Source organism: Nonomuraea sp. NPDC050547, from assembly GCF_044457345.1.
GTDB lineage: Bacteria > Actinomycetota > Actinomycetes > Streptosporangiales > Streptosporangiaceae > Nonomuraea.
On the sequence record NZ_JBITGW010000039.1, the window covers coordinates 1 to 25343 of the forward strand.

At 66.8% G+C, this 25343-nt stretch carries 32 protein-coding genes and 1 tRNA gene; 21 read left to right on the forward strand and 12 right to left on the reverse strand.

Translation table 11 applies throughout. The features are described 5' to 3' along the window. Positions 1-96 precede the first annotated feature (96 nt). Positions 97-687, reverse strand: a complete 591-nt coding sequence (locus ACIBHY_RS53320; protein ID WP_397310903.1) for a helix-turn-helix transcriptional regulator — start codon at positions 685-687, stop codon at positions 97-99. A 182-nt stretch (positions 688-869) separates the two neighbouring features. On the opposite strand from ACIBHY_RS53320, the gene ACIBHY_RS53325 reads away from it, so the two are divergent. Then, a complete protein-coding gene (locus ACIBHY_RS53325) occupies positions 870-1127 on the forward strand; it encodes a hypothetical protein (RefSeq protein WP_397310904.1) in 258 nt (85 codons plus the stop codon). A 674-nt stretch (positions 1128-1801) separates the two neighbouring features. On the opposite strand, the gene ACIBHY_RS53330 is transcribed toward ACIBHY_RS53325, so the two are convergent. After that, positions 1802-2101, reverse strand: coding sequence for a hypothetical protein (locus tag ACIBHY_RS53330; RefSeq protein ID WP_397310905.1), 300 nt, complete (start codon positions 2099-2101; stop codon positions 1802-1804). Between the two features lie 224 nt (positions 2102-2325). On the opposite strand from ACIBHY_RS53330, the gene ACIBHY_RS53335 reads away from it, so the two are divergent. Then, entirely contained in the window at positions 2326-2907 is a 582-nt protein-coding gene (locus tag ACIBHY_RS53335; protein ID WP_397310906.1) for a hypothetical protein, read from the forward strand. A gap of 936 nt (positions 2908-3843) precedes the next feature. Here the strand turns inward: ACIBHY_RS53335 and ACIBHY_RS53340 are convergent. The 4 genes from ACIBHY_RS53340 to ACIBHY_RS53355 form a co-directional block, all read right to left on the reverse strand. Next, positions 3844-4386, reverse strand: a complete 543-nt coding sequence (locus tag ACIBHY_RS53340) for a hypothetical protein (RefSeq protein WP_397310907.1) — start codon at positions 4384-4386, stop codon at positions 3844-3846. A gap of 520 nt (positions 4387-4906) precedes the next feature. After that, positions 4907-5713: an inositol monophosphatase family protein gene (locus tag ACIBHY_RS53345; RefSeq protein WP_397310908.1), complete on the reverse strand. Its 807-nt coding sequence runs from the start codon at positions 5711-5713 to the stop codon at positions 4907-4909. Between the two features lie 542 nt (positions 5714-6255). Beyond that, positions 6256-6648 (reverse strand): type II toxin-antitoxin system VapC family toxin, encoded by a 393-nt coding sequence (locus ACIBHY_RS53350; RefSeq protein WP_397310909.1) that lies wholly within the window; start codon positions 6646-6648, stop codon positions 6256-6258. Beyond that, complete coding sequence (locus ACIBHY_RS53355) at positions 6648-6881, reverse strand: hypothetical protein (RefSeq protein WP_397310910.1); 234 nt, start codon at positions 6879-6881, stop codon at positions 6648-6650. Before ACIBHY_RS53355 ends, ACIBHY_RS53350 begins: the two co-directional genes overlap by 1 nt. Positions 6882-7886: 1005 nt before the next feature. Between ACIBHY_RS53355 and ACIBHY_RS53360 the strand changes: the two genes are divergently transcribed. Both ACIBHY_RS53360 and ACIBHY_RS53365 read left to right on the forward strand, forming a co-directional pair. Beyond that, the gene (locus ACIBHY_RS53360; protein WP_397310911.1) at positions 7887-8147 is read left to right on the forward strand and encodes a CopG family transcriptional regulator; all 261 of its coding nucleotides are present in this window, start codon (positions 7887-7889) and stop codon (positions 8145-8147) included. After that, positions 8144-8557, forward strand: a complete 414-nt coding sequence (locus ACIBHY_RS53365; RefSeq protein WP_397310912.1) for a PIN domain-containing protein — start codon at positions 8144-8146, stop codon at positions 8555-8557. The genes ACIBHY_RS53360 and ACIBHY_RS53365 overlap by 4 nt, the downstream gene beginning before the upstream one ends. A gap of 305 nt (positions 8558-8862) precedes the next feature. On the opposite strand, the gene ACIBHY_RS53370 is transcribed toward ACIBHY_RS53365, so the two are convergent. Further along, on the reverse strand, positions 8863-9189 hold the full coding sequence (locus ACIBHY_RS53370) for a DUF6247 family protein (protein WP_397310913.1): 327 nt from the start codon (positions 9187-9189) through the stop codon (positions 8863-8865). Between the two features lie 58 nt (positions 9190-9247). Beyond that, positions 9248-9321 (reverse strand) — tRNA-Gly (locus ACIBHY_RS53375). A gap of 91 nt (positions 9322-9412) precedes the next feature. Here ACIBHY_RS53375 and dcd point away from each other — a divergent pair. Beyond that, positions 9413-9988 (forward strand): dCTP deaminase, encoded by a 576-nt coding sequence (dcd, locus tag ACIBHY_RS53380; RefSeq protein WP_397259077.1) that lies wholly within the window; start codon positions 9413-9415, stop codon positions 9986-9988. Here the strand turns inward: dcd and ACIBHY_RS53385 are convergent. Further along, the gene (locus ACIBHY_RS53385; RefSeq protein ID WP_397259075.1) at positions 9960-11189 is read right to left on the reverse strand and encodes an MFS transporter; all 1230 of its coding nucleotides are present in this window, start codon (positions 11187-11189) and stop codon (positions 9960-9962) included. The two genes, dcd and ACIBHY_RS53385, sit on opposite strands and share 29 nt — an antisense overlap. A 198-nt stretch (positions 11190-11387) precedes the next feature. On the opposite strand from ACIBHY_RS53385, the gene ACIBHY_RS53390 reads away from it, so the two are divergent. Both ACIBHY_RS53390 and ACIBHY_RS53395 read left to right on the forward strand, forming a co-directional pair. Next, positions 11388-12005, forward strand: coding sequence for a DUF47 family protein (locus ACIBHY_RS53390; RefSeq protein WP_184958320.1), 618 nt, complete (start codon positions 11388-11390; stop codon positions 12003-12005). After that, complete coding sequence (locus ACIBHY_RS53395; protein ID WP_397259073.1) at positions 12006-13010, forward strand: anion permease; 1005 nt, start codon at positions 12006-12008, stop codon at positions 13008-13010. On the opposite strand, the gene mshD is transcribed toward ACIBHY_RS53395, so the two are convergent. Beyond that, positions 12943-13908 carry a mycothiol synthase gene (gene mshD / locus ACIBHY_RS53400; RefSeq protein ID WP_397310914.1) on the reverse strand — a complete coding sequence of 322 codons (966 nt, stop codon included), beginning with the start codon at positions 13906-13908 and terminating at the stop codon, positions 12943-12945. The genes ACIBHY_RS53395 and mshD overlap by 68 nt on opposite strands. 108 nt (positions 13909-14016) lie before the next feature. On the opposite strand from mshD, the gene ACIBHY_RS53405 reads away from it, so the two are divergent. The 3 genes from ACIBHY_RS53405 (at position 14017) to ACIBHY_RS53415 (ending at position 17908) form a co-directional block, all read left to right on the forward strand. Next, entirely contained in the window at positions 14017-15801 is a 1785-nt protein-coding gene (locus tag ACIBHY_RS53405) for a bifunctional metallophosphatase/5'-nucleotidase (protein WP_397259069.1), read from the forward strand. Between the two features lie 406 nt (positions 15802-16207). Then, positions 16208-16717, forward strand: a complete 510-nt coding sequence (locus ACIBHY_RS53410) for a GNAT family N-acetyltransferase (RefSeq protein ID WP_397310915.1) — start codon at positions 16208-16210, stop codon at positions 16715-16717. A gap of 420 nt (positions 16718-17137) precedes the next feature. Further along, positions 17138-17908, forward strand: coding sequence for an SDR family NAD(P)-dependent oxidoreductase (locus ACIBHY_RS53415; RefSeq protein ID WP_397310916.1), 771 nt, complete (start codon positions 17138-17140; stop codon positions 17906-17908). A 49-nt stretch (positions 17909-17957) separates the two neighbouring features. Here the strand turns inward: ACIBHY_RS53415 and ACIBHY_RS53420 are convergent, their stop codons facing one another. Next, positions 17958-18653: a winged-helix domain-containing protein gene (locus ACIBHY_RS53420; RefSeq protein WP_397259063.1), complete on the reverse strand. Its 696-nt coding sequence runs from the start codon at positions 18651-18653 to the stop codon at positions 17958-17960. 166 nt (positions 18654-18819) lie between these two features. Here ACIBHY_RS53420 and ACIBHY_RS53425 point away from each other — a divergent pair, with 166 nt between their 5' ends. The 11 genes from ACIBHY_RS53425 to ACIBHY_RS53475 all read left to right on the forward strand — a co-directional run bounded on the left by ACIBHY_RS53425 (position 18820) and on the right by ACIBHY_RS53475 (position 24792). Further along, positions 18820-19071: a MoaD/ThiS family protein gene (locus ACIBHY_RS53425; RefSeq protein ID WP_397259061.1), complete on the forward strand. Its 252-nt coding sequence runs from the start codon at positions 18820-18822 to the stop codon at positions 19069-19071. A 61-nt stretch (positions 19072-19132) separates the two neighbouring features. Next, positions 19133-19798 carry a DUF2993 domain-containing protein gene (locus tag ACIBHY_RS53430; protein ID WP_397259059.1) on the forward strand — a complete coding sequence of 222 codons (666 nt, stop codon included), beginning with the start codon at positions 19133-19135 and terminating at the stop codon, positions 19796-19798. A gap of 76 nt (positions 19799-19874) precedes the next feature. Continuing rightward, the gene (locus tag ACIBHY_RS53435; RefSeq protein ID WP_397093222.1) at positions 19875-20387 is read left to right on the forward strand and encodes a sigma-70 family RNA polymerase sigma factor; all 513 of its coding nucleotides are present in this window, start codon (positions 19875-19877) and stop codon (positions 20385-20387) included. Positions 20388-20389: 2 nt separating this feature from the next. Next, positions 20390-21193 (forward strand): anti-sigma factor family protein, encoded by an 804-nt coding sequence (locus tag ACIBHY_RS53440; protein ID WP_397259103.1) that lies wholly within the window; start codon positions 20390-20392, stop codon positions 21191-21193. Positions 21194-21311: 118 nt separating this feature from the next. Then, positions 21312-21668, forward strand: coding sequence for a TlpA family protein disulfide reductase (locus ACIBHY_RS53445; protein WP_397310929.1), 357 nt, complete (start codon positions 21312-21314; stop codon positions 21666-21668). A gap of 33 nt (positions 21669-21701) precedes the next feature. Next, on the forward strand, positions 21702-21785 hold the full coding sequence (locus ACIBHY_RS53450; RefSeq protein ID WP_357918323.1) for a putative leader peptide: 84 nt from the start codon (positions 21702-21704) through the stop codon (positions 21783-21785). A 59-nt stretch (positions 21786-21844) separates the two neighbouring features. After that, on the forward strand, positions 21845-22258 hold the full coding sequence (locus ACIBHY_RS53455; protein ID WP_397259057.1) for a DUF4395 domain-containing protein: 414 nt from the start codon (positions 21845-21847) through the stop codon (positions 22256-22258). Continuing rightward, positions 22255-23094, forward strand: coding sequence for a sulfurtransferase (locus ACIBHY_RS53460; protein WP_379622778.1), 840 nt, complete (start codon positions 22255-22257; stop codon positions 23092-23094). The genes ACIBHY_RS53455 and ACIBHY_RS53460 overlap by 4 nt, the downstream gene beginning before the upstream one ends. Then, positions 23094-23399, forward strand: coding sequence for a DUF1416 domain-containing protein (locus ACIBHY_RS53465; protein WP_184958290.1), 306 nt, complete (start codon positions 23094-23096; stop codon positions 23397-23399). The genes ACIBHY_RS53460 and ACIBHY_RS53465 overlap by 1 nt, the downstream gene beginning before the upstream one ends. A 113-nt stretch (positions 23400-23512) precedes the next feature. Next, positions 23513-24064: an RNA polymerase sigma factor gene (locus tag ACIBHY_RS53470; RefSeq protein ID WP_379622802.1), complete on the forward strand. Its 552-nt coding sequence runs from the start codon at positions 23513-23515 to the stop codon at positions 24062-24064. Further along, positions 24061-24792, forward strand: coding sequence for a methylated-DNA--[protein]-cysteine S-methyltransferase (locus tag ACIBHY_RS53475; protein ID WP_397310917.1), 732 nt, complete (start codon positions 24061-24063; stop codon positions 24790-24792). The genes ACIBHY_RS53470 and ACIBHY_RS53475 overlap by 4 nt, the downstream gene beginning before the upstream one ends. Here ACIBHY_RS53475 and ACIBHY_RS53480 read toward each other — a convergent pair. Beyond that, a complete protein-coding gene (locus ACIBHY_RS53480) occupies positions 24759-25322 on the reverse strand; it encodes a helix-turn-helix domain-containing protein (RefSeq protein ID WP_397259053.1) in 564 nt (187 codons plus the stop codon). The two genes, ACIBHY_RS53475 and ACIBHY_RS53480, sit on opposite strands and share 34 nt — an antisense overlap. Positions 25323-25343 lie beyond the last annotated feature (21 nt).

Here is a 25343-nt window from a genome sequence, read left to right on the forward strand (position 1 = left end):
TTCTCGGTGCAGATGTCGCAATCCACACCGAACCCGGAGGCCCTTCCTCATGCCAAAACGATCAATCCCCGTACCTAACCTCTGTGGTCAGTACATCTAGGTCTGAAACCAGCCCTCCTCATGTGCCAGCAACATGGCCTCGAACCGGGAATCGGCGCCTATCTGTTGGTAAAGCGTCTTGAGTAGCCGGTACATCGCACGCTCGGAGTACCCGGCCTCCGTGGCGAGGCGCGCCACGGTCCAACCATCGGATAGCCGCCGCAACCAGGCAATCTGCTCCTTCGAGAGAACCGAGCGACGGGGTGGCCGTCCACCCCGTCCAGCAACCAGAAGGTCGGCCACGTCGGCCGGCATGACTGCCTCGCCGTCGAGTGTCGCGGCCACCGCCCGTTGCAACGCCGGCACCGTCGCAGTGTGCGCCACCACCGACCGGGCACCCGCTCGCATGGCCCGCACTCCCAGCGAAGGGGCCTCGCCGAAAGGCAGCGCGACGATGAGGGGCCGGGGCCGTACGCGGCATAAGGCGATCACCTGGTCAAGGTCCTCGGCAGAGCGCAAGGTCAGCAGAATCATCGCGCCTGGCCGTTCGTTGAGCCATGTGGCCGCATCGGCGGGCTCCTCGACGAGGTATCCCACGCTTGACAACGCCGCCACGACGCCATGCCGGAACACGGGCACAGGGTCCACGACCGCAACGTGAACGTTCGCCCCGCACCTCCCTGTAGCTGCCGGCTCTCACCTGAAACGGCAGCCGACAGCTTAGGGCTGGCAGGAACGTGTCATTCGACGTCATAGTTGCGCACATTTCGGTCATAGACCTGCATGCCGTGCATTTTTAGCGTCAAGTCATCCGGTGCTTGGAGGTATGCGTGGTCTACTTCGACAAATCGGGTCGGCGGATACATCGGCCCCTCGAACGCCGTATCCCACGAGCAGACTCCAACCTCGACGAGGCTAAGGCCCGATACATCCGCGAAGTCGCCGCCCAACACCCGAAGTTCACGCCTGAAGAGGTATACACCGAGATTCGCTACGGTCGGCGCCGGAACGACATCACCAAGGACCTGGTGCGTCGCGTCCTCGCCCGGCGACGCCGCTCCTTTTCGCTGTGGCCCTTCCGCCGTTGACAACGGGCCCGCAGGGTCGGCCGTACGACGTGCTCAGCAGCGGCGGCGGTGAGGAGAAGCGCGCGCAAGGCAGGTTGGCCAGCTCTCCATGGGATCTGAGCGTTTGGACCTGCGTCTCCGCGCCCACACTTAGAATGGGAGAGGTGGCGTCTCCTATCTGCAACCCAGTAGTTGGCAAGTCGAAATACCTAGCGCCAGCCCTCTTCCTGGGCGCGGCCCCACTTCTCATGGCCAACTGGTTGGCCGTTACTGCGGTCCTGGGGCGCAACTGCGCCGTGTTATACGACGGCGGCAACATTACGGAATGTGGTGGTGGGCTTTCGGAGGAAGCGATGTCCTCCGTGTCGGGACTGATCGCACTGGGGATGCTTGTCATTCAGACAGGGCTGATCGTCCTGGTGAGCCGCCGCGCCCGCTCCGGCCCGCAGTGAGAACGCCCGGTCAACGAACCGCCAGTTTGGGCCCCGGCTCGCCGTGGCCGATCTGACCAGGAGACCGGTCAGGAGCGACCGCGCCACTCTGACCTGGTAAGAACCGTGCAACGCTTCGGACCATGAGCGAGTGCGGCGCACGGCCCTCCCGGGCTATCCGAAGCGCTGGAGGCGCGGCGCAGCCGGCGATGAGGCTCCTATCGGCGGCTTGCCTGATCACCTGGAGTCGCCCCAGCCGGAGGCTCATTCCTTCTTGGGCCCGCTGCCCTGGTGCCAGGGGTGGTCCTTGTACCGGAGGGCGTCCATCAGAGTCCGGCTGTAGCCGCTGGCCTGCGCAACCTCGTCTATCTTCTCGGTGCGCGCATGCGGCGGAAGAAACTGCTGGATGAGTCTGGCAACCTGGGTGCGGGTCTGCTGGAGCTCGACCGTCATTTGACGCTCTTCCTCGCCCAGTCTGCGAAGTTCGGCGTACCGTCCGTCGGACGGTGTGCCCTCGGACATCTCGATACTGTACGGCTTGGCGGCCATGTACTCCCGGCGCACGGTTCCCAGCGTGGGACCGGCCTCAGGACCACGCGCTGCGACCTTTCGCCGCTGTGAGCAGCTCATCGTACGGTCCAAGCTCTTCAAGGAACGTGCGAAGCGGAGCATCTTTGGACAAGAGTGAGATCCAACTTGGCAACGGGTGGCGCCTCAAGAGGGGCGCGCCTGGAGTTGCGCGGCCAGGTAGCCGAAAGTGTCGTGGACGGACTCTATGCTTCCCGCCCATGAGCAGAGACGAATTTTCTGTCGTGTACACGAAGCGAATGGACGTGGAGGTGGAGGACTGTGGTCAGGTCTACCTCATGGATCGTGGGGACTATGAGGCCGCCGGCATACCGGCCGACCCACGGACTCACTCCGTTGGGCTCATCAAATTAGAGGAGAGAGGTCTCGCGAGCCTGAACATCGCCACGCAATGGGGAGAGATTCCCTTTACGGTGACTGCCGCCGACCGGGATCCAGGTGCTGACCTGGACGGCTACGAGGACGTCGTGGAGATCAGTTTTGAGTCCCCGTCCGGCAAGGTCTTCCTGGTGGGGTGGCTTATGGATTGGGACGATGAAAAGGCGCACAACCTTTCCCCGTTGCTTTCTGGTCCCGGCGTGTACCGCTTGCGCTATCACATCCGAGGAGTGGATGAAGAGCGCTGCTCGGTTGATGACCACTACCTTCAGATATGGCCTGCGCCACAATATGACCCGGCCGTGCTGAAAACTACGGAAGCCGTCCAGTACTTCCTGAAGCCCGAAGCCGCTGTCAGCTTGGAAACGACCATGGGCTGGTCAGGGGCGGTGACCAGGTCGTGAAGCCGGACGCTTCCCAAGCTCTCGATAATGTCGGCGACCCGGATACGTCACCGTGGCCGAAGCCTTTCGAGTCGGACCGCGTGAAGTGGCTCATGGCGCACGTACAACCTTCGGGATGTACGAGAATCAGCGATACGGCCCCGCCCCCGCTGACAGGCTGCCAGCGGGAACGGGCGCTCGTCGTCAGCGGCGGTACTCGCGGAAGAACGTGAAGTTGCGATACTCCCGGACCAGCCCGCTGTTGTAGACATAGTCGTAGTTGCCGAAACCGGCGCGTTCGACGACCACGAACCCATCCTCGTCGGGGTGTCGGCCCTGGAAGCAGCAGGCGCTTGCGGGCGTCGCTGTGCTAACGGCACCAGCGACGGTGAGACCGGCGGTCGCGACGGCCAAGGACGCCAGCAGCCGGACCCAGCGGCGGGTAGGGCGGGAGATGTCAGCTTGCATATCTGCTCCTGCATTGGTCGGGACGCCGGAGAACCCCGGCCAGCTCTATTCGGCAACGAGCATCCGCAGGATGTGTCGGTGGCCTTGAATCGTCGATCGCCTTGCTGTAGCGCGGATCGTCTCGTCGCAGACGTTAAGCTCAAGGCGCTCTGGCGTTTCAGGTTGCGCCGGCCGGCAGGCGGGACAGTCCCGTGGTTCACGACAGCGAGGGATTGCCCTGCCGTGCGCGGGCACAGGATCGGTGCGTGCATCGTGATCGTCCTGTCGGAGCGGTTCACCCAGCTCGGTTGGCGCGGGGCGGTCAACAGGGAAGATCGCGTTCGGGTGGTTGCTGGGACCTGCGACTGCCATTCCGAGGTTACCCATTCGCAAGAACGCCGTGCCCAAATCCGTTCAGCCCAGCTCGTGATCGTCCATCCGGGTGGCACTCTTCGTAGAGTTATTCACGCCCTGGCGAGCGGTTGGCGCCCGAGGTGGACGAATCGTTTATCAATCGTCGATCCAGATGTACCACGGGCCGTCGAAATGGCGGTAGTAGCCCGTTGCGTCGATGTCCGGCGCGCCGCTTGAACTCCAGGCGAAGCCATAGCTACCGAAGAAGCCTGTGTCCTCAATCATGAAGCCGAAGGCATCGCGGGACCCTTCAAGGTACTCGACGGGATACAGGCCGATCCAATGCCGCTTTCCCAGCGGTGTCCCCTCTGACACCGTCTTCGCGAGGTGGTCGAGGCCGCTGCGCGACAACTCGAAACGCATCCTGACCGGCGCACCGACGTAGATCAGTGAGCCGACCAACCCTACCACCAGGGGCGGCACAGCCCAGAACGGCCAGTTGCGCCGCAATGTGACTAGCCTCCCCCGCCTGGCGAGGACGACGCCGAGCACGATCAACCAGCCGACGCCGAACGAAAGCCAGCCGATGCTGCCGAGCATGAGCCAGGCGAAATGCCCGCCGGGAACACTCGTCGCATAAATCATCCCAAGCCCCAGCAATACGGCGAACATTCCCCAGGTCCTGCCGCTGATGTTCATGGGAGCGCGCTGGCGAGACGCATCTGGGAGGTCGCTCGTTAGGTCCACCGCGTGATCCTAACTTTCGCCGATGGCGACTTCGCCGAGCCGGTGTGTATGTATTGTGCAGAAACCCACGGTCGATGCCGGGAGCTTCGGTATGCCGGGCCGGGCCAGCGACGGGCCGCGGCGCTCCGCCGCTTGATTCTTATGAGCCGGATGCGGCAAGTTCGCTGAGTGCCCACTCCCATGGGTAGGCATCGATGCGGTTCGCCTGCGGCGCCTGGGGAGTGCGGCTCGAACTAGTCGGGGAGGAGCAGGATGTCGAGGTAGCAGGACGAGTAGAGGGCCGAAGAAGGTCATCACAGCGGCGGATCGTAGGGCGTAGTGATGGGGCGGAATGGCCGTGAGACGGGTGGTGCAGCCCCATCGCGGCCCATGCGCGTCGCGCGCGAGAACGGCCCCGGAACGCACGTGGTCCGCGTGGCGGCGCGCAGCGTCGCCCTTGATACCGCCACGAACAAATTCGGCGGTACAGGCACTATTCCTTGGCCGCCTTCCGCGCTTCGGCGATGAGTTCGACGAGGCCCGCGACGAGCTTCGGGCTGGCGGCGATGGTGGCTCGTGAAGTCATGGTGTGTGGGCTGCCGTCGATGTCGACGACGGCCGCTCCGGCTTCCCTGGCGATGAGGACGCCGGCGGCTGTGTCCCAGGGGTTGTTGCTGAGCATGATGTTGGCGTCGATCTTGCCTTCGGCGACCCAGGCCAGGTCGATGGCGGCCGAGCCGAACATGCGCACTCGTTGGACACGGGCGGCGAGTAGCTGGGTGAGCGCGAGTCGTGGCCGGTTTCGAGCTTCCGCGTCGGTGCCCACGGCGTAGTCGCCGAGAGCCACGAGTGCGGCGTCGAGTTCGCTGGTGTCGCTGGCGCCGATGGGTTCGCCGTTGAGCTTGGCTCCACCTTCGACGACGGCGCTGTAGCGGGCATCGAGAAACGGTAGTTCGATCACGCCGAGTGTGGATGCGTCCTTGTCGACCAGGCCCAGAGAGACCCCGCACAGGGGAAGCCGGTGCAGGAAGTTAGCAGTCCCGTCGACCGGATCGAGTGCCCACATCAGGCCGGTACCCATGTGAGCGCCGCCTTCCTCTTCACCGAGAAACCCGATCTCGGGCGTCTCGGTTGCGAGGAACTCGCGGACGGTCTGTTCGACGGCGTAGTCCACCTCGGTGGCCATGTCACGGTCACCCTTGGCAGTGATGATCCCGGGCGGTTTGGTGCGGATGATTTGGCTGGCGATGGTGACGGCTTGTTCGGCGATCGGGAGAAGCGTTCGGGTGTCTATCGTCATGCGGGTCAGCTCCGCTCCCACATCTCGTTGAACCTGGTCGAAGACGAGGAATAGCCCATCCGCGGCAGTCACAAACGTCGGGATCCGACGCCGCTCGACCGCGGAAAGAAGGGTTGTTGCCCGGTCGATAAGAAGATTGAACCGGCTGCGAGGCTGACAAGCGCTGCTACGCGGGCGAGCCTCGATAGCCGGACGCGGCGGCACCGACACCGGGTCTCCGGTGCCATCGCGTCATTCTGCGCGGGGGTTGCCTTGGGTGATGCTGTGGCGTTTCACCGCTATGAGCGGCTCACGGATGGCGCAAGCTCTTCAAGAAGACGCGCGGAGCGCAGCAGAGTGGGGTGGGATCCAACTGCATAACCACTTGGCTGGGCAACGGGTGGGGCCTCAAAAGGGCGCCTACCGAAGGGAGGACCTTCAGGGGTCGAGCCATTGGCTCGACTGGAAGGACAGCCTGAAGCCTGTTTGCGCGAAGCGCCCCGGAAGCCAGGCATCCGCGGGCCAGGAACCCCGACAGGAGATCTTGGTGATGGGGAGACATCTCAGGCAGGCATGTCGACGGCTAGTCCGGCTGTCTGGGCAGCATCGGCCAGGCGTTTGTCGTATGTGACGAATGAAGTGAGTCGGGATCGGATGCCGAGAGCAGTTGCCAGGTGGATAGCGTCCAGGCTCTGGACGGTCACCGGTCTCACGGTCTGGGCCAGGATACGAATGCCGGCGTCCAGTTCCACAAACTCGATCAGATCGAGGACCAGATGAAGTCGAGAGACGGCTTCTGGGGCGTAGCGCGCCAGGGCCCGTGATGACTCGATCTCTAGCAGAACCGAGCTGGTCCATCCGGTCTCCGCCCGTTCATCGAGCCAGTCGCGCAATGCCTGTGACTCGGCCTCGGCGTGGACGAGTTTCACGACGGCGGCCGAGTCGAGATAGATCATCAGCATTCGTCCTCGCGGTTGCGGGTGATCTCCGCGGCGATGTCGATGCCGTCCGGTTCGCCGAGCGGCATACGTAGGACAGCGCGACGCATGGCGGCAGCGCGCTCCTTACGGAGGGCGGCTTCCAGGACGGCCTGGCGGATAGCCGCCGAGCGTGAGCTGCCGTCACGGGTAAGAACATCCAGTGCGTGCTCGGTCTCCGAGTCGCTGCGGATGGTGATGGTGTCGGCCATACAGCCACAGTAAGACGTTTTATCTTACGCGACAGGTCCTGGTCTGCCTTCCCGTCGCGGCGCACTCCGGCTTGCTCCGCCCGGCTAAGAGGGCCGGAAAGAAGGCCGCTGGGCGGCGTATCGCCACCGTTGCTCAGGCGGCCGCGCTCGCGAATGCGGTGGGGAAGTGGTGGCGGCTCATGGTTTGCTTCGGTCCGCTCCGGCCGAAAAGAGCTGGACGGTTTCCAGCGCCGGACGTCGCCCTCGACAACCTGTGCCTCTGAGTCCGCCTTGTCGAGTGCTTCAGCCCCCATGTCGCTCCCGCACAGGAGCGCTACACCCAGATCAGCTGGCGCGGCGGGTCCAATAGGGAAGATCGCGTTCGGGTGGTCGCTCGGACCTGTGATTGCCGTTCCACGGTGTACGGGCTGTGCCGCGCGGGAGGCCAGGCGCACATTCGCCGAACCAGTCGTAAGAAGGCCAAGCCGGTGATTCACGGGACGTTCCGCTGGACTTTCAATGAGGCCGACAAGCTCTGGGCCGCGCTCCTACGCGGCGAGGCTCATGAGGCCGGACGCGGCGGTACCGACATCGGATGTCCGGTGTCGTCGCGTCTCTCAAACGCGGGGGCTTGCTGTAGCCCAGGCAGCCGACGTCGCCCGTCTCGGCCATGGCGCAAGCTCCTAGAAGGGCGCGCGGAGCGTAGCGGAGCACCTTTGGGTCAGGGCGGGATCCAATTGGCCAACCACTTGACTGGGTAACGGGTGGGCCGAGAGAGGGCGCCCGACCGAAGGGAGGACCTTCAGGGGTCGAGCCCGCGGCTCGACTGGAAGAACAGCCTGAGCCCTATAGGCGCGAAGCGCCCCCAAGAGCGAAGTCCGAGCAGTGGGCGGGGTGTGGGGGCCGCGCCCCCACTGAACACAGCCTGAGCCAATTGGCGCGAAGCGCCCCAGGAGCGAAGACCTCGCTCTCACCAATACACAACTCCCCAGCGACTACGGGAGGATGAGAGGTAGGATAGGGGGCATGAGCGAGCCTACTGGCAAGTATTCGATCACCATGCCGCGTGACATCGCCGAGGCCGCCCGATCTCGCAGTGGCCCTTCCGGCCTGTCCGCCTACGTCGCCGCCGCCGTCGCCCGCCAGATCGAGCGCGACAACCTCAGCGAACTTATCCAGGTCGCCGAGGCCGAGCACGGCCCCATTACCGACGACGAGGTCCAGGCACTGCGTGACCAACTCCACCAGACCCGACGGGGACAGACCGATGGTGGGGCGGTTGCGTGACCCGTTCTCCCGCCGTTCCTGGCGGCACCCTTGTCCTCGACAGCGAGGGACTGGCCAAGGCCGTCCTGCGCGACCGTAGGATCACCGCATGGCTCACTCTCGCCCGTGCTGACGACCTCCGCGTCATCACCTCTGCCGCCGCCCTTGTCGAGGTGGTCCACCCCCGTGTCAATCGGCCAGCCCTGGAATGGACGCTATCCCGCCTCGTCATCGAGCCGGTCACCGAACCCATCGCCCGCCACGCCGCCACACTCTTGTCCAACGCCGGCCTGCACGGGCACAAGTACGCCATCGATGCCATGCTCAGCGCCACCGCCCTCGCGGCCCCAGGCCCCGTCACGGTTCTCACCTCCGACCCCGAGGACCTCACCGCACTGTGCGGTGTACGCGTCACTGTCATCAAGGTGTGAGTTATGCCCCGGGCCCCGCTGGTTCCGGCAGGGTGATCATGGCCCAAATGGCACGCAGAGACCAAGAACATCAGGAAACATCAAAGCCCAGGTACCGAATCCATCGGTCTACCTGGGCTTTCATCGTGAGAGCGGGTGACGGGAATCGAACCCGCGCTGTCAGCTTGGGAACTCTTTCAAGGTCATGGTGTCGGAGCAGGGGAAGCACCACCCTGGGCAGATGCAGCCGAGTGACCGTGAGCCTCCGTGACTCCCTGCGAACCACTCTGTGAACGGGCACGCAACGGGCACGCGGGGGAGGGAGCCTAAGGCCATTCAATCCGGACTAGCTCACGCCATGGCGTTCCATGCGGAGCTGCGTCGTCGGCTATGACTTGCTCCGCCCGGATGTGCATTTGCCGTCGCCCTTCGGGGTCCTTCGCCGAGTCGCAGGCGGAGATCCACCAGCGATGTACGAACGCAGCCAGGGCTTCGAGATCGAGGCTGACTCTGACCTCGTCTAGGACGGCCGTGAGCCCGGCGTCGAACGCTTCGCGATCTTGTGGGACCACAAGCGCAGCGCGAATGGAGCGCAGATTCCTGTCCGGCATGGACGTGTCTGAGGGTGTGAAGTTCTGAGGCTGGGCTGTCATGGCGTGCTCCTCTCCCCGTATAGAGGGTACAGAGGAGGAGCGACATCCTTCATCAAGGTGGAGCGGGTGACGGGAATCGAACCCGCGCTGTCAGCTTGGGAAGCTGATGTTCTGCCATTGAACTACACCCGCGTCGGCCGAACGCCGCGCCCCCACTGTAGCGGAAACCAGGCGTCCCCAAGCAACCCCGCCCCACCCCCGCAACCACGATAGGTTGCTCTACGTGCTGCTTTCAGACCGCGACATCTTCGCCGAGATCGACTCCGGCAGGCTCAGCCTGGAGCCGTTCGATGAGGACATGATCCAGCCGTCCAGCATCGATGTCCGGCTTGATCGATTCTTCCGTGTCTTCGAAAACCATAAATATCCGCACATCGATCCGGCAGTCGAGCAGCCCGACCTCACCCGCCTCGTCGAACCGGACGGCGACGAGCCGTTCATCCTGCACCCGGGCGAGTTCGTCCTGGCCTCGACCTACGAGGTCATCACCCTGCCCGACAACCTGGCCAGCCGCCTGGAAGGCAAGAGCTCGCTCGGTCGGCTCGGGCTTCTCACGCACTCGACGGCCGGCTTCATCGACCCGGGCTTCAGCGGCCACGTCACCCTTGAGCTCTCCAACGTCGCCACGCTCCCCATCAAGCTCTGGCCCGGCATGAAGATCGGCCAGTTGTGCGTGTTCAGGCTGAGCTCGCCGGCCGAGCACCCGTACGGCGCCCAGAAGTACGGCTCCCGCTACCAGGGCCAGCGCGGCCCCACCCCGTCGCGCTCGTTCAAGAGTTTTCACCGGACCAAGATTTAGACCGCAGCTCCACGAGCCCGGGAATCGCCAACGCCACCAGCGGCAGCACCGCGGCGAGCGCACTGACCAGCAAGACCGGCCTGGCCCCGACGGTGTCCACGAGCACACCGGTCGCGACCAGGCCGAACGGCGTCAGCCCGAGCACCGCCACCCATTCCAGCGAGGCCACGCGGGCCTGCCGCCCAGGCGGCACCTCGCGCAGCATGCCGATGACCCATTCGATGGCGGCGACCTCCAGCCCGACCCCGGCCAGCAGGAAACAGGTGAACACCGGCCACGGCGTCGTTGAGGTCAAGAGCGACAAGGGCACCAGCCCGTACGGCAGCAGCCCCACCATGGCCGTGAGCCCCGGCCGGGGCCTGGGCCGGAGGAAGGCGATGAAGGCCCCGATGAGCCCGCCGAGCGAGAGCGCGGCCAGCGACAGCCCGTAGATGGCGTCGGCCTCGTGCAGCGGCAGGAAGTTCCACTGCAGGTTGGACGCGGTGGCCGGCAGCAGGACCTGGGCCGGGGCGACGATGAGCGTCTGGTGGAGGGCGAGCACCGCGATCACTCCGGCCATCCAGGGCCGGGACCAGACTTCGCGCATGCCTTGGCGGATCTCGTCCATGAGGCGGTGGCGCGGCTGGGCGGGCAGCACGGGTTCGCGCATGAGCCAGATGAGCCCGGCGCTGATGCCGAACCCGAGCGCGGCGGCGAAGAAGGCGGCCCACGGGCCCCACGCGACGACGATGGCCGCTCCGGTGAACGCCCCGAGGAGTGATCCGCCGCGCAGGGAGACGCTGGTCATGGCGATTCCGGTACGGCGGTGCCGTTCAGGAAGAACGGTTGACAGGACCCCCTGCAACGCGGGGCGGAAGAACGCCTCGCACAGCCCGCCGAGGAAGACGGCGATCCCCATGAACGGCGCCAGCGGCCAGATCGCGACGACGAGCGCGATGGCCACGAGGCCGAGTTGGGAGCAGGCCATGACGACGCGGCGGGGGAGCCGGTCCGCCCATACGCCGCCGAAGAGGGCGAAGCCCACCAGGGCGATCAGGCGTCCGGCCAGGACGAGGCCGATGGCGGCGGCGCCGTACCCACCCCGGACGAGTGAGATCACCACGGCTATGGGAAAGATGTAGTCAGCCGCCACAGATGCGGTGAGGCTGCACCAAAGCAGACGGAAGGCTCGATCTCCCAACACACCGGCGGCTGGCCGCATATGTCACCAGGATGAGCCATAACTGGCTCAAAAACCAGCAAAGCGGACGTCGGCAAAATGGTGATCAAGCTATCTACAGGGCTGGTATCCGGCAAGGGATGGAGGGTAGCCACACGATGAAGGGGACATGAAGTTCGCATTTTGCCTGGTAACCCGTACTCTCTTCCACGGACCATCCCCGCACATCTGGAGAACGACGTGCGCCTGCGTCTCACGCCTCGTGAGGACAGCTACTACGACCTGTTCGCCGACTCCGCGAACAACCTGGTCACGGCATCCCGGCTGCTGGTGGAGATCATCAGCGACGGCTCGGACAGGGAAGCCCTGGCCGAGAAGATGCGCGCTTGCGAACACGCCGGTGACGAACGCACTCATGCGATCATGAATCGGCTCAATGAGAGCTTCATCACCCCATTCGACCGCGAGGACATCTACCGCCTCGCCTCGAACCTCGACGACGTGATGGACTTCATGGAGGAGGCCTCCGACCTCATCGTCCTCTACCAGATCGACCACCTGCCCAAGGACGTCATCCGGCAGGTCGAGGTCCTGGAACGCGCAGCCGAGCTCACCGCCGAGGCGATGCCGCGGCTGCGCTCGATGAAGAACCTGAACGAGTACTGGATCGAGGTCAACCGCCTGGAGAACCAGGGCGACCAGGTGTACCGGCGCCTTCTGGCCAAGCTCTTCAGCGGTGAGTACGACGCGCTCACGGTCATGAAGATGAAGGAGGTCATCGACCGTCTCGAAGAGGCCGCCGACGCCTTCGAGCACGTGGCCAACACGATCGAGTCGATCGCGGTCAAGGAAAGCTAAGTGGACCTCACGCTCGCCCTCGTCATCGGCGTGGTCGTCGTGGCGTTGATCTTCGACTACACCAACGGCTTCCACGACGCGGCGAACGCCATCGCCACCTCGGTCTCCACCAGGGCCCTCACCCCAAGGGCGGCTCTGTTCATGGCGGCGGCGATGAACTTCATCGGCGCCCACCTGGGGACCCAGGTCGCACAGACCGTCGGAAAAGGCATCATCGATGCCCCACAGGGTTCCCACGGTCTGGTGGTCGTCTGCGCCGGCCTCATCGGCGCGATCACCTGGAACATGGTCACCTGGTACTTCGGACTGCCCTCCTCCTCCAGCCACGCCCTCATCGGCGGCCTGATCGGCGCGGCGCTCGCCTCGGCCAGCATCGTCCATTGGGACGGCGTCGTGGAGAAGGTCGTCATCCCCATGATCCTGTCGCCGCTGGTGGGTTTCTCGCTCGCCGCCGCGATCATGATCGCAATCTATTGGATCTTCCGCAACGCGCAGCCCGGAAAAACGAACCGCGGCTTCCGTTACGCGCAGACTGTGTCCGCCGCCGCCATGGCGCTCGGGCACGGCCTGCAGGACGCGCAGAAGACGATGGGCGTGATCTTCCTCGCGCTCACCGTCGGCGGCTACGCCTCCCCGAAGGACCCGATCCCGCAGTGGGTCATCCTGGCCGCCGCCGGGGCGATCTCACTCGGCACCTATGCGGGCGGCTGGCGCATCATGCGCACGCTGGGCCGGCGCATCATCGCGCTCGACCCACCGCAGGGCTTCGCGGCGGAATCCGCCGCGGCGACCGTGCTGTACGGCGCGGCCATCGGCTTCGGCGCCCCGATCTCCACCACCCACACCATCACCTCGGCCATCATGGGCGTCGGCGCCACCAAGCGCCTGTCGGCCGTGCGCTGGGGGGTGGCCGGAAACATCGTGACGGGCTGGATCCTCACGATCCCGGCCGCGGCTCTTGTCGCGGCTCTGTCGTACTACGCGCTTCACTGGCTCGTGGAGTAGCGGCGTACATCACGTCGATGTCCCATCGGCTGAACCCGAGACCCGAGTAGAGCCTGATCGCGGCCGCGTTGGCCTCGTCCACGTAGAGCATGACCTGGGCGAGGCCGCGCGAGCGCAGATGGCGCAGGCCCGCGACGGTCAGCGACTTGCCCAGGCCGGTGCCCTGCTGGGAGGGGTCGACGCCGACGACGTACACCTCGCCCAGCGGCTCGTGGCCGTGCTCGTCGGAGCCGTGGACCTTGGTCCAGTGGAAGCCGACGAGCCGGTCGCCGCGGAAGGCCAGGAAGAAGCCGGCCGGGTCGAACCACGCCTCCGCCTCGCGGCGCAGCACGTCCTCCAGGGTCCACGCCCCCTGCTCGGGGTGATGGGCGAACGCCGCCGCGTTCACCTTGAGCCAGGCCTCCTCGTCGCGGCCGGGGACGAAGGCGCGCAGCCGTACCCCTGAGGGCATCTCAAAGGACGCCAGGGGCGCGAACAGCGACCGGCGCATCTGCCACAGGGAGCGAACCCTCTCAAACCCCATGGAAGCGGCCAGAGCGCCCGCACCGGGGTGATCTCCGTGCGCCCACAGGCGCAGCCGGCCGTCGGTGATGTTCAGGACCTCGCTGAGCAGACGCGCGCCATGCCCTCTTTGACGGTACGACGGGTGGATCACCAGCTCGCCACTTGGACCCTCGACCTCGTCGGTGGGGTCCACGTGGGCGTAGCCGGCCAGGGTCTGGTCGTCGTAGAGCAGGAGCGAGCGTGCGCGGGCGTCGCCGCCGTAGCGCAGGTGGAGCATCACGTGCTCGTTCAGGGGGCGGACGCCGTCGGCCTCGGTGGCCGCTTCCACGACACTCAGAACGTCGGCGATTTCCTGTTCAGCAAGTCGTTCCGCGACCTTCACATGCACGCTCATGCGTCGAACTCTAGGCGTCCGTATGGCAAACAACGCCAGGGGGCTGGCCGATGAATCGTTACCTTTGCGACATGGGTTGCATGGATTGCGGCCGTAACGTCTTGGTCCATGACGTCTCGATCCCTCCTCCGGCTTGCGCTGGCCGGAGCCGTGGCCGCCGGCGGGTTCGCCTTGGCCATCACCCCCGCGGACGCCGGTAAGACCACCGCCAGAACGGTCCCCGTGCGCCTCCTCGCGCTGAACGACTTCCACGGCCACCTCGAGCCGCCCACGGGCTCCTCCGGCCGCATGGTCGACGAGAACGGTCAGACCGTCGACGCCGGTGGCGCCGCCTTCGTGGCCGCCCACATGAAGCGCCTGGCCGACCGCAACACCATCGGCGTCGCCCAGGGCGACCTCATCGGCGCGACGCCGCTCATCTCGGCCGCCTACCACGACGAGCCCTCCGTCGAGTTCCTCGGGAAGATCGGGGTGAAGGTCTCCGCGGTCGGCAACCACGAGTTCGACGAGGGGTACGCCGAGCTGCGCCGGATCATGAAGGGCGGCTGCCACCCGGTCGACGGCTGCTCGCCCGCCGGCCGGTGGAAGGGCGCCCAGTTCGACTACGTCGGCGCCAACGTGCTGTTCAAGAACCGGAACGAGAGGTCCGACGCGCTGGCCGGGCTGGCCTCCACGCCGCAGGCCAAGCAACTGCTCCAGGACTGGGGCGTCCCCGCGCTGCCGCCGGTCAGCATCAAGTGGAAGAACGGCGTGCCGATCGGCTTCATCGGCCTGGTCACCCAGACCACGCCCGGCATCGTCACCGCGGAAGGCATCAAGGACCTCAAGTTCGTCGACGAGGTCAAGGCCGCCAACGTCGCCTCCAAGCTCCTCAAGCTCATCGGCATCAAGGCCCAGGTCGTGCTGGTGCACGAGGGTGACCAGGTGAACGCCGGCCAGTCGCCCGACGCCTGCAGCGCCATACCTGGAGCGGGCAACCGTATCGCCACGCAGGTGGACGCCGAAGTGGACATGGTGCTGAGCGGGCACTCGCACCAGGCGTACAAGTGCACCGTCAAGGACCCGGCGGGCAACGATCGCCTGTACTCGCAGGGCGGATCGTTCGGGCGCGTGATCACCCAGGTCGACTTCCAGGTGGACACCCGCAGCCGCGACATCGTCCGCAACACCGTCACGGCCGACAACCACGTCGTGACCCGCACCATCGCCGCGGACCCCGAGATCTCCACCTTCGTCCAGACATGGAAGGACAGGGTCGCCCCGGTCGCCAACAAGCCCGTCGGCAAGATCACCGCGGACATCACCAACACCGCCACTCCCACCGGCGAGACCCCGCTCGGCAACCTCATCGCCGACGCCCAGCTCGCCGCCACCAAGACCGGTGGCAACGCGCAGGTGGCGCTGATGAACCCGGGTGGCATCCGGGCTCCGTTCACGTTCGCCGGGTCGCCGGCGGGTGAAGGGGACGGTGTCGTGACATATGGGGAGGCGTTCACCGTTCAGCCGTTCAACAACCTGATGCAGGTCGTGACGCTGACGGGGGCGCAGCTGAAGACGCTGCTGGAGCAGCAGTTCGTCGGTGGTCCCAACGGCCAGCCGTTCCAGAAGATCCTCCAGCCTTCGGCGAACCTGACCTACACGTACAGCAGAGGCGCGGCCTGGGGTTCCAAGGTCAGTGACCTGAAGATCGACGGTGCCGCTGTTACCGACACCCAGCAGGTCAGGGTGGCGGCGAACAACTTCCTCGTGGGTGGTGGCGACGCGTTCGCCGCCTTCAAGGACGGGACGGACGTGTGGAGCGGGCCGCTCGACATCGACGCCCTGGTCACCTACCTCACCGCGAACCAGCCCATCGCCCCGCCGGCGCTGGGCCGTATCACCGCCGTCGACTAGATGTGTGGGGCCGCGTCGCTTTGCAAGCTCGGTCTTCCCTTCTGAGCGCTTCGCGCTTTGGGGTTCAGGCTGTGTCTTGCGGCGGCGCGGCCCAAAGGCTCGGGCTTCGCTGTGGGGCGCTTCGCGCTTGGGGACTCAGGCTGTGCTTTGTGGGGGCACCCCGCCCAAAGCTCGGTCTTCGCCCTTGGGCGCTACGCGCATGAGGGGCTCAGGCTGTTCTGATCTCGATCGAGGGGCTGCCGCCCCACGAGCACCCCGCCCCGTCGACCGCCTAAGGCGTGGGCGAACCAGCTCGCCAAGGTCGGATGATCGCCGTGGGGTGGGATCGGCGCCAGCCACCGGCGGCACGCTGCCCGTGGAGTGTGGTTCGTCGTGGCCGGAGAGCGGGTTGCTATGGTCGCTGGTTGTGGCTGATGATCTGGCGCTGCCCGTTCTCCCGACCTCCGTGCCCCGGCTTACCCTGCGGCCGCTTACGGCCGACGCGATGGAGGCGTACTACGAGCTGATCGTGCGCAATCGCGAGCACCTGACCCGCCACGGCGACTACGAGGAGATGAAGGTCGCGACGCGGGAGGCGGTTGCGCGGGACTTTGCTAGCCCACTCGACCGGAATCTGCGGTTTGGCCTTTGGTTCGAGGATCAGCTTGTTGGCAGAGCGGATCTCAATCCGGTTGATCCGCCCCGGTACTCGATGGGTTACTGGCTTGATGAAGGTGTGACGGGCAGGGGTTACATGACGGCCGCTTGCGGGGCGTTGATCGACTTTGCTCTGGCCGGGTTGGGGGCGACGGATGTGTTCGCCGGGGTGACGCATGGCAATGACCGGAGCGTGGCTGTTCTGGAGCGGCTGGGGTTCGGCGCGGTGGCCGAATTCGAGCACTACACCAGGTTCCACCTCTCGTTGCACACTGAGTAGCTTGATCGAGGAGGGCCCTCGCCGGGAGCGCGAGCGCGTCGAACCCTGGGGTTGTGGTGTCCGTCGAAAAACCCGCACGATGACGGCCCTCGCCAAGATTGAACGAGCAACTTGGCCGGCTTTCAGACTTTCGGGCCCTCTTGCCGGTACCTCTCATGCCGGATGTCCGGCCGTACGGCCCAGTAGACAATGAAGAAAAGCACGATGGCCGGAATGGTCCAGCTCGTGAGTAAGAAGACCTCGCTCATGTGGTTCCCCATTCAGGTGCGTGTTCGTGAGTATGGCTGGGCGACCGGAAACCCGGGTGGTGATCGCGACAGGACCATGCGCGGTCTCGCCTATGGGATCTTGTCACCGACGGCCGAACCGCCCACGACAATCAGGTGATGCGGCTTGGGATGTCCTAGTGGAGGAACACAAGTGACCACAGGTGACACCGGCGGGAGCGGCCGGCGTGTCGCGCTGGTGACCGGTAGTTCGCGCGGGCTGGGGAGGGCCATCGTGCGGCGGCTGGCCGAGGACGGCATGGCCGTCGTCGTCAACGGGCCGCCCGGCGACGCCCAGGCCCGCGAGGTCGCTCGCGCCGTCCGCGACAGCGGCGGCATCGCCGACGCGATTCTCGCCGATGTCACCGACGAGTGGCAGGTCGCCGAACTGGTCGCCGCCGTCACCACCACCCTGGGTCCCATCGAGGTGCTGGTGCTGAACGCCACCGGACCCCAGCCCGAGGCTCCCCTGACCGACGTCACCTGGGCGGATCACCTCGCCCAGCTTGAGTTCTTCGTCAAGAGCCCCGTGCTTCTCGGCCGCCTGGTGATCGAACAGATGCGGAAAGGCGGGTTCGGCCGGATCATCCAGATCGACTCAGAAGTCGCCCACCGGCCACCCCCGGGCCGGTCGGCCTACGCGACCGCCAAGAACGCCCAGATCGGCCTGACCCTCAGCTGGGCCCGCGAACTGGCGCCCGACGGCATCACCGTGAACACCGTCGCCCCGGGCTTCATCCCGGTCGAGCGCCATGCCGGCGTAGCGGCCGAGATCAGGAGCGCCTACCGGGCGTCGGTACCCGCGGGCCGCATGGGCACCGCGGACGACGTCGCCCATGCCGTGAGCTTCCTGGCCTCGGAAGGCGCCGGCTTCATCACCGGCCAGCGCATCGTGGTCGACGGCGGCCGCAACCTCGGAACCTGACCGTCACTGACGAACGGCCAAGACGATCTGGAGGCCTTCGCCGGCGCGGCTACGAGACCAGGGATGAGTCGCCGCGTTCTGGGACGAATCTGTAGCCGACGTTGCGGACCGTGCCGATCAGTGACTCGTATTCGGTTCCGAGCTTCGCCCGCAGCCGCCGCACGTGTACGTCCACCGTCCGGGTGCCGCCGAAGTAGTCGTACCCCCACACCTCCTGCAGCAGTTGCGCCCGGGTGAAGACGCGGCCGGGGTGCTGGGCGAGGTACTTGAGGAGTTCGAACTCCTTGAAGGTCAGGTCGAGGACGCGGCCGCGCAGGCGGGCCGTGTAGGTGGCCTCGTCGATGGACAGTTCGCCGCTGCGGATCTCGTCGGGCGCGTCCTCGGTGGAGGCCAGGGACAGGCGGCCGGTGGCCATGCGCAGGCGGGCCTCGACCTCGGCGGGGCCGGCGCTGTCGAGCAGGACGTCGTCCACGCCCCATTCGGCGGTCATCGCGGCCAGGCCGCCTTCGGTGACGATGACCAGCAGGGGGACGTCGATGCCTGTTGTTCTGATGAGGCGGCACAGGCTCTTCGCGTGGGCGAGCTCTTTGCGGGCGTCGACGATCACCGTGTCGGAGGGCGGGGCGTCGATCAGGGCGGAGGCCTCGGCCGGCGCGACGCGGACAGAGTGGAGCAGCAGGCCGAGAGCGGGCAGCACCTCGGCCGACGGCTCCAGAGCGTTCGTCAGCAGGAGCAGGTTGCTCATCACGGCCTCCCCAAAACGCGCAAGGACCCGGGGGCTACGTCGCCCAGGTCCCATACGTGAGGATAACCCAAGGGAATCTCGCGTTCATTGTGCGTCCACCTGTTGAACAGCGAAACACGCGTGTTAACAGGGGCGCACAATGGACCGACACGATTGTGAGGAGCCTATGGCCACGGGAAAGGTTCGTTATTGGGCGGCGGCGAAGGACGCGGCCGGGGTCGCGGAGGAGCCGTTCGACGCCGTCACTCTTGGCGAACTCATGACGAAAATCACAGCCGGGCGCGACGATCTGGCCAGGGTGATGAGGCGCTCGTCGTTCCTGGTGGACGGTGATCCGGTCGGCCGGCGGGCGCATGACGAGGTGGTGCTGGGTGAGGGGGTGACGGTGGAGGTTCTGCCGCCGTTCGCGGGCGGGTGATCTCCGGTTTTTTCAGGGAATTGGTCGGTAAGCTCAATGTCCCCCGTGCCAAAGGAGCCCGATGCGCAAGCTGGTCATTTTCCTGATCGTGCTGATCGTTCTCCTTGTCGCGGTCGACCGGGTCGCGGTGGCCGGCGTCCAGCGTGACCTGGCCAACCGGATCGGGGCCGCCGCCGACCTCAGTGGCACGCCCACGGTGACGATCGAGGGCATCCCGTTCCTGACCCAGGCGCTCGCGGGCCGCTATCCCGAGGTCCGCTTCGACCTCGGGACCCTCACCTACGGGGGCGTGCCCATCCGTAACCTGCGCGGCGTCGCCTACGGGGTCACCGCGCCGCTGTCCGACGTGATCCAGAACACCGCGGACGTCCGCGCCGAACGGCTGACCGTCAGCGGCACCGTGACCAGGGCGACGATCGACAAGTTCGCCCCCGACGGCGTGAAGATCTCGGGCAACGGCCAGCGGCTGGTCGCCTCGGGCGAGGTGCCGTTCGGCGGGCAGAAGGTGAAGTTCAGCGCCGAGCTGAAGGTGGAGCTGACCGACGGCGGCATCAAGCTCGCCGCCACGAAGATCCAGGGAGTGCCGAGCCAGCTGGCGCAGTTCGTCACCTACACGATCCCGTTCAAGGGCAAGCTGCCGTTCGACGTGAAGGTGACGGGTGTGAAGAGCGTGGCCGACGGGCTGGAGCTCTCGGCCGAGGGAAAGAACGTGCCGCTCCGTGGATGAGGACAAAGCCGCGGGTGACCCGCCCCGGGGCGAAGGCGCCGGTGAACCGCCTGGCCGTGCCGTACGTGATGAGGGCGTGAGTCCAGCTGGCACCGCCGACGAGGAGCTTGTACGCACCCTCTTCGACGAGCACGCCGGGCCGCTGTATGGCTACGTGTTGCGACTTACCGGAGATTCCGGCCGGGCGGAGGATGTCGTGCAGGAGACGCTGCTGAGGGCTTGGCGGCATCCCGACGCGCTGTCCGGGCGTCCGATCCGCGCGTGGCTGTTCACGGTGGCCCGCAACCTCGTCGTCGATCAGCACCGGGCGAGGAGGGCCAGGCCGCCGGAGACGGGTGACGACGCGCTGGCCGTGATCCCCGCCGACGACGAGCTGGAGAAGGCCGTCGAGTCGTGGGCCGTGGCCGAGGCCCTGGCGGCGCTGCGGCCCGAGCACCGCGAGGTGCTCATGGAGGTCTACTACCGGGGGAAGTCCGTGAAGGAGGCATCGGCCACGCTCGGCATTCCGCCGGGCACGGTCAAGTCCCGCACCTACTACGCGTTGCGGGCGTTGAAGCTGGCGCTGGAAGAGCGGGGGTTGGCGCCGTGAGGATGACCTGTGAGGAGGTACGGCTGTCGCTGGGCGCCCACGCGCTCGGCGCGCTCGACCCCGAGGAGGCGCTGGAGATCGACACCCACCTCGCCACGTGCGAGGCGTGCGGCGCCGAGCTCATGGAGCTCGAAGGCGTCTCCGCTTTTTTGGGCAAGGTCTCCGAGCGCGACGTGGAACTGGTCGCCAGCCCCCCGCGCCAGGTGCTTGACCGGCTGCTGAACGACCGTGCCAAGCGCAGCAGGCGCGGCCGCCTCCTGCTGGCCGTGGCAGCCTCCGCCGCGGTGATCGCCGTCGGCGGCACGATCTGGACGGCCACGACCGGCGGCGAGAGCACCAGCTCGACGGCCGCGGGAGCGGAGCATGCCGATCAGGGCAAGGCGGCCGCACCGGACAGCGCCACCCAGCCGGAGTACGGCTTCGACACCAGCGCGAGCCCGGAGCCGCGGACCGCGGCGAGCAAGAGCGCGACGGAGTCGCCCTCGACGATGAACGCCCCCGCGGGCAAGGAGTTCAAGGGCGCCAACGGCACCAGGCAGGCCACCGTCATGGCGATGCCCGCGGAGGGCGGCACCGAGCTCAACCTCACCGTCTCCGGCGTGGCGGTCGGCACCCAATGCCGCGTGATCGTGCTCGGCGAGGGCGGCGAGCGCGAGACGCTCGACGGCTGGGAGGTCAGCCGGGAGAACTACGAGAAGCCCCCGGTCTTCCAGCTGACGACGAAGCTGCCGCTGGAGTCGATCCGGTTCATCAGGATCGTCGACCAGGACGGCAAGCTGCTGGTGCACACCAAGACCGTGACGTAGGGAAGAACCCGGGCCCCGCGATGGTTGGCCATGAGCGATGACGGGTTTGTGGGTGGCGCTCGGCACACTGGCGCTGGGCTTGGTGATCGGGGTGGTACGACTGCGCCGCGATGGAAGGATGCGCGAAACGGCCACTGACAGGCCGGCAGACGTGCTGACGGAAGGGCAGATCGGCGCGCCGCTGGGGGAACGGGCGACGCTGGTGCAGTTTTCGACGGCGTTCTGCCAGCCGTGCCGTGCCACGCGCAGGATTCTGACCGAGGTGGCCGATCTCGTGCCGGGCGTGGCGCACGTGGAGATCGACGCGGAGTCCCGGCTGGATCTGGTACGCCAACTGGACATTCTGCGCACCCCTACGGTCCTCGTTCTGGATCGGTCGGGAAAAATCACGAAAACCGCGTCGGGGCAGCCCAGGAAGGCCGACGTGCTCGCGGCTTTGGGCCATGCGGTGTCTCAGGAGCCGGACGAGATGTGACAGATGGCGAGACGTCGATGTAGTCTCATCGACATGAACCCCACGACAGAGCTGCTGACGAAGCGGCGCGCGGTTGATTTCTGCCGCGTGGCCACCGCGCTCTGTCGCGCTGCCTGAGGACGGTCTCGCGGACATTCTGGTCCGCCCCAACCCGACCCCTTCAGGAGCATCCAGCGATGCGTGCCGACCCTAGAGCGCTGCGCTTCGGCGCCGCGATAACGACCTTGGTCCTGATCCTCGTCCTGGTGACCGAGAGCCCCTGGCTCCTGGCCGCCCAGGCGGTGGTTTTCGCACTCGGTACGGCGGGTCGCTCGCCGTACACCATGCTCTTCAAGGCGCTCGTCAAGAGCGCTCCGAAGGAGACGGAAGACGCCCGCCCGCCGCGTTTCGCGCAGGTGGTGGGGTTGGTCTTCGCGGGTGCCGGGCTGATCGGTTTCTTCACCGGGATCACGCCGCTCGCCCTGGGGGCGACGGCAGCGGCCCTCCTCGCCGCCCTCCTCAACGCAGCCTTCGGATTCTGTCTTGGCTGCGAGATGTATCTGCTGATTCGCCGTCTACTGCCCGCCGCCAAAATGGAGGTTCCCCAATGAGCCGCTCCGCCGTCCTGGTGGATGCCGACTGGGTCGAGGCCAACCTCGACACGCCCGGTGTCGTACTCGTCGAGGTCGACGAGGACACCAGCGCCTACGACAAGGGCCACATCCGTGGCGCCGTCAAGATCGACTGGAAGTCCGACCTGCAGGACCCGGTCCGCCGCGACTTCGTGGACAAGGCCGGGTTCGAGGCCCTGCTGTCCGAGCGCGGCATCTCCAACGACGACCAGGTCGTGCTCTACGGCGGCAACAACAACTGGTTCGCCGCCTACGCCTACTGGTACTTCAAGCTCTACGGGCACGAGAACGTCCGGCTGCTCGACGGCGGTCGCAAGAAGTGGGAGCTCGACTCCCGCGAGCTGGTCAAGGACGTGCCGGCCAAGGCCGCCACCACCTACGTGGCCCAGGACCAGAACAGCTCCATCCGCGCCTTCCGCGACGACGTCGTCACCGCGATCGGCAAGCTCAACCTGGTCGACGTGCGCTCGCCCGACGAGTTCACCGGCAAGCTGCTGGCTCCCGCGCACCTCCCGCAGGAGCAGGCCCAGCGCGCCGGCCACGTGCCCACCGCCCGCAACATCCCGTGGTCGAAGTCGGCCAACGACGACGGCACCTTCAAGTCCGACGACGACCTGCGCACCCTCTACGGGGAGGCCGGCGTCGACTTCGGCAAGGACACCATCGCCTACTGCCGCATCGGCGAGCGCTCGGCGCACACGTGGTTCGTGCTGCACGAGATCCTCGACCAGGCCAACGTCAAGAACTACGACGGTTCATGGACCGAGTACGGCTCGCTCGTGGGCGTGCCGATCGAGCTGGGAGAGGCCCGCTGATGTCTGTTGTGTCTCAGGGTTGCGCGGCGCCGGAGCAGACCGCGACGCTGCCCGCCGGGATCGACCTGTCCACCCAGGCCGTCATCCAGGGCGTGGTGACCGGCGCGGGCACCGCCTACGCGCGGCTGCTCGACCACTCGGGCGAGTTCACCGGCGAGGTCGTGGTGTCCGACGAGGGCATCTTCCGCTTCTTCGCCGCTCCCGGCGACTGGACCGTCCGCATCATCGCCGGTGGCGGCGTCACGCGTGACGTCCACGTCTCCGCGCGCCTCGGCGAGGTCTCGCAGCTCGCCGTCGCCGTCTAGGTCCCCCTCGGAAGGACCCGCGCCGTGTTGCGGCGCGGGTCCTTTCCTTTCCGGTACGGCTACCGCCCCGCAACCGTTCGCACCCCGATGGTGTTCTATAGAACGTGATTGACATGGAATGCCTGGATCCGGTGCGCAAAGCGTTGCTCGACGACCTCGACGAGGGGTTCGCCGAGCTCTTCAACGCTTACCGCGGTCTGGTGTTCTCGACCGCGCTCCGCCTGACGGGCAAGTGGGCCGACGCCGAGGACCTGACGGCCGAGGCGTTCCTGCGTGCCTACCGCGCGCTCGCCGACTACGACCACGACCGCATCTCCGCGCTGCAGCCGCGCGCCTGGATCGTCACGATCGTGATGAACGTCTGGCGCAACTGCGCCCGGCACAAGTCCCGCAAGCCACCACCACACCTGCTCGACGAGCCGGTCGAGACGCTGGACCCGGGTGAGGGAGTGGAGGAGGCGGCCCTGCGCCACGAGACCGGCGACGAACTGGCCGACCTGCTCGTCCAGCTCCCGGACGACCAGCGCGCCGCCGTGGTGCTGCGGCACGTCGTCGACCTGCCGGTCAGCGAGATCGCGACGGTCATGCGGATCCCGCAGGGCACCGTCAAATCGCATATCTCACGAGGCCTGAAGCGGCTGCGCACACTGGGAGGTGCCCGATGACCCACGACCCGATCATCACCGGACTCGCGGCACTGGCCGCGGAGCCGCCGCACGACCTCTACGACCGGATCGCCGCCCGCTGGACCCGCGTACCGGGCCCGATCGGCGAGTTGTCGGTGGCCTTCACCGATCGCGGCATCGCGTACGTGCACCACGGCGACGGCTTCGCCGAGACGTTCCGGCGGCGTTTCGGCCGCCCGCTGGTGCGGGCAGATCGCCCGCCGGCGGGACTGGTCCCCGCGCTGCGCACGGGGAAGGCGTCCGGGCTTGAACTGGACCTGCGCGGGATCAGCGACTTCCAGCGCGACGTGCTGCTGGCCGCGCGGACGATCCCGCGCGGCGAGGTACGCCCGTACGCGTGGATCGCCGCCAGGATCGGCCGGCCCAAGGCGGTCAGGGCGGTGGGTACCGCGCTGGGCAACAACCCGGTGCCACTGCTGATCCCCTGCCACCGGGTGACCCGCTCGGACGGCGTCCCGGGTGAGTACGTCTTCGGCGCCGACGCGAAGGAGGAGGTGCTGGCGGGCGAGGGCGTGGACCTGGCGCGGATGCGCGAGCTGACCACCTCCAGCGTCTTCTACCTGGGCAGCGACACCACGGGCGTGGTCTGCTTCCCGACCTGCCACAACGCCCGCCGGATCACCCCGGCGCACCGCGTCGGCTTCCGGACCCTCGACCAGGCCGAGCGGGAGGGCTACCGGCCCTGCAAGGTCTGCCGTCCCGGGTAGCGGATGAGCAGGCTGGCCTGCACGACGTCGGGTCCCTGCGCCCGGTAGAGGTGCGGCCCGTCGGACGTCCAGCTGATGTGGTCGCCGGGGCCCGCCGTCATCGGCGCGGACGCCGGCCCGGCGATCAGGGTGCCGTGGAAGACGGTGAGGTGTTCGGTGACGCCCGCATGGTGGGCGGGCGAGGACTGGGTGGTTCCCGGCGGGACGCGCAGCCGGTAGAGCTCGTAGGTGACCTCCTGGTCCTCGAACACCTCCAGCAGGGTGGCCTCGACGGCGGTGCCGTACATGACCTGGGGTTCCGCGGGGGTGTCGAGGATGGCGCCGATGGGCACGCCGAGCTGCGCGGTGATCGCCCAGAGCGTCTCCAGGGTGGGGTTGCGCTGACCGGTCTCGACGCCGGAGAGTGTGGCCTTGCCGATCCCGGCCCGCCTGGCCAGCTCCGACAGGGAGACTCCGCGTGCCTCCCGTAGCCTGCGTACACGCTGACCCACCTCGCGCGGGTCGCCGTCGAGCGCCGGCCGGGAATCCATGCCGCCCATCTTGCCCTTTCG

Excerpts from the sequence above, each read along its gene's own strand:
- ACIBHY_RS53360 (WP_397310911.1), top strand. The coding sequence starts at position 7,887 with ATGAGCGAGCCTACTGGCAAGTATTCGATCACCATGCCGCGTGACATC.
- ACIBHY_RS53455 (WP_397259057.1), top strand. The coding sequence starts at position 21,845 with ATGCGTGCCGACCCTAGAGCGCTGCGCTTCGGCGCCGCGATAACGACC.
- ACIBHY_RS53340 (WP_397310907.1), bottom strand. The coding sequence starts at position 4,386 with ATGAACATCAGCGGCAGGACCTGGGGAATGTTCGCCGTATTGCTGGGG.
- mshD (WP_397310914.1), bottom strand. The coding sequence starts at position 13,908 with ATGAGCGTGCATGTGAAGGTCGCGGAACGACTTGCTGAACAGGAAATC.
- ACIBHY_RS53470 (WP_379622802.1), top strand. The coding sequence starts at position 23,513 with ATGGAATGCCTGGATCCGGTGCGCAAAGCGTTGCTCGACGACCTCGAC.
- ACIBHY_RS53425 (WP_397259061.1), top strand. The coding sequence starts at position 18,820 with ATGGCCACGGGAAAGGTTCGTTATTGGGCGGCGGCGAAGGACGCGGCC.
- ACIBHY_RS53370 (WP_397310913.1), bottom strand. The coding sequence starts at position 9,189 with ATGACAGCCCAGCCTCAGAACTTCACACCCTCAGACACGTCCATGCCG.
- ACIBHY_RS53355 (WP_397310910.1), bottom strand. The coding sequence starts at position 6,881 with ATGGCCGACACCATCACCATCCGCAGCGACTCGGAGACCGAGCACGCA.
- ACIBHY_RS53445 (WP_397310929.1), top strand. The coding sequence starts at position 21,312 with ATGCGCGAAACGGCCACTGACAGGCCGGCAGACGTGCTGACGGAAGGG.
- ACIBHY_RS53440 (WP_397259103.1), top strand. The coding sequence starts at position 20,390 with ATGACCTGTGAGGAGGTACGGCTGTCGCTGGGCGCCCACGCGCTCGGC.
- ACIBHY_RS53420 (WP_397259063.1), bottom strand. The coding sequence starts at position 18,653 with ATGAGCAACCTGCTCCTGCTGACGAACGCTCTGGAGCCGTCGGCCGAG.
- ACIBHY_RS53335 (WP_397310906.1), top strand. The coding sequence starts at position 2,326 with ATGAGCAGAGACGAATTTTCTGTCGTGTACACGAAGCGAATGGACGTG.
- ACIBHY_RS53405 (WP_397259069.1), top strand. The coding sequence starts at position 14,017 with ATGACGTCTCGATCCCTCCTCCGGCTTGCGCTGGCCGGAGCCGTGGCC.
- ACIBHY_RS53430 (WP_397259059.1), top strand. The coding sequence starts at position 19,133 with ATGCGCAAGCTGGTCATTTTCCTGATCGTGCTGATCGTTCTCCTTGTC.
- ACIBHY_RS53480 (WP_397259053.1), bottom strand. The coding sequence starts at position 25,322 with ATGGATTCCCGGCCGGCGCTCGACGGCGACCCGCGCGAGGTGGGTCAG.
- ACIBHY_RS53475 (WP_397310917.1), top strand. The coding sequence starts at position 24,061 with ATGACCCACGACCCGATCATCACCGGACTCGCGGCACTGGCCGCGGAG.
- ACIBHY_RS53460 (WP_379622778.1), top strand. The coding sequence starts at position 22,255 with ATGAGCCGCTCCGCCGTCCTGGTGGATGCCGACTGGGTCGAGGCCAAC.
- ACIBHY_RS53465 (WP_184958290.1), top strand. The coding sequence starts at position 23,094 with ATGTCTGTTGTGTCTCAGGGTTGCGCGGCGCCGGAGCAGACCGCGACG.
- ACIBHY_RS53450 (WP_357918323.1), top strand. The coding sequence starts at position 21,702 with ATGAACCCCACGACAGAGCTGCTGACGAAGCGGCGCGCGGTTGATTTC.
- ACIBHY_RS53345 (WP_397310908.1), bottom strand. The coding sequence starts at position 5,713 with ATGACGATAGACACCCGAACGCTTCTCCCGATCGCCGAACAAGCCGTC.
- ACIBHY_RS53385 (WP_397259075.1), bottom strand. The coding sequence starts at position 11,189 with ATGCGGCCAGCCGCCGGTGTGTTGGGAGATCGAGCCTTCCGTCTGCTT.
- ACIBHY_RS53350 (WP_397310909.1), bottom strand. The coding sequence starts at position 6,648 with ATGATCTATCTCGACTCGGCCGCCGTCGTGAAACTCGTCCACGCCGAG.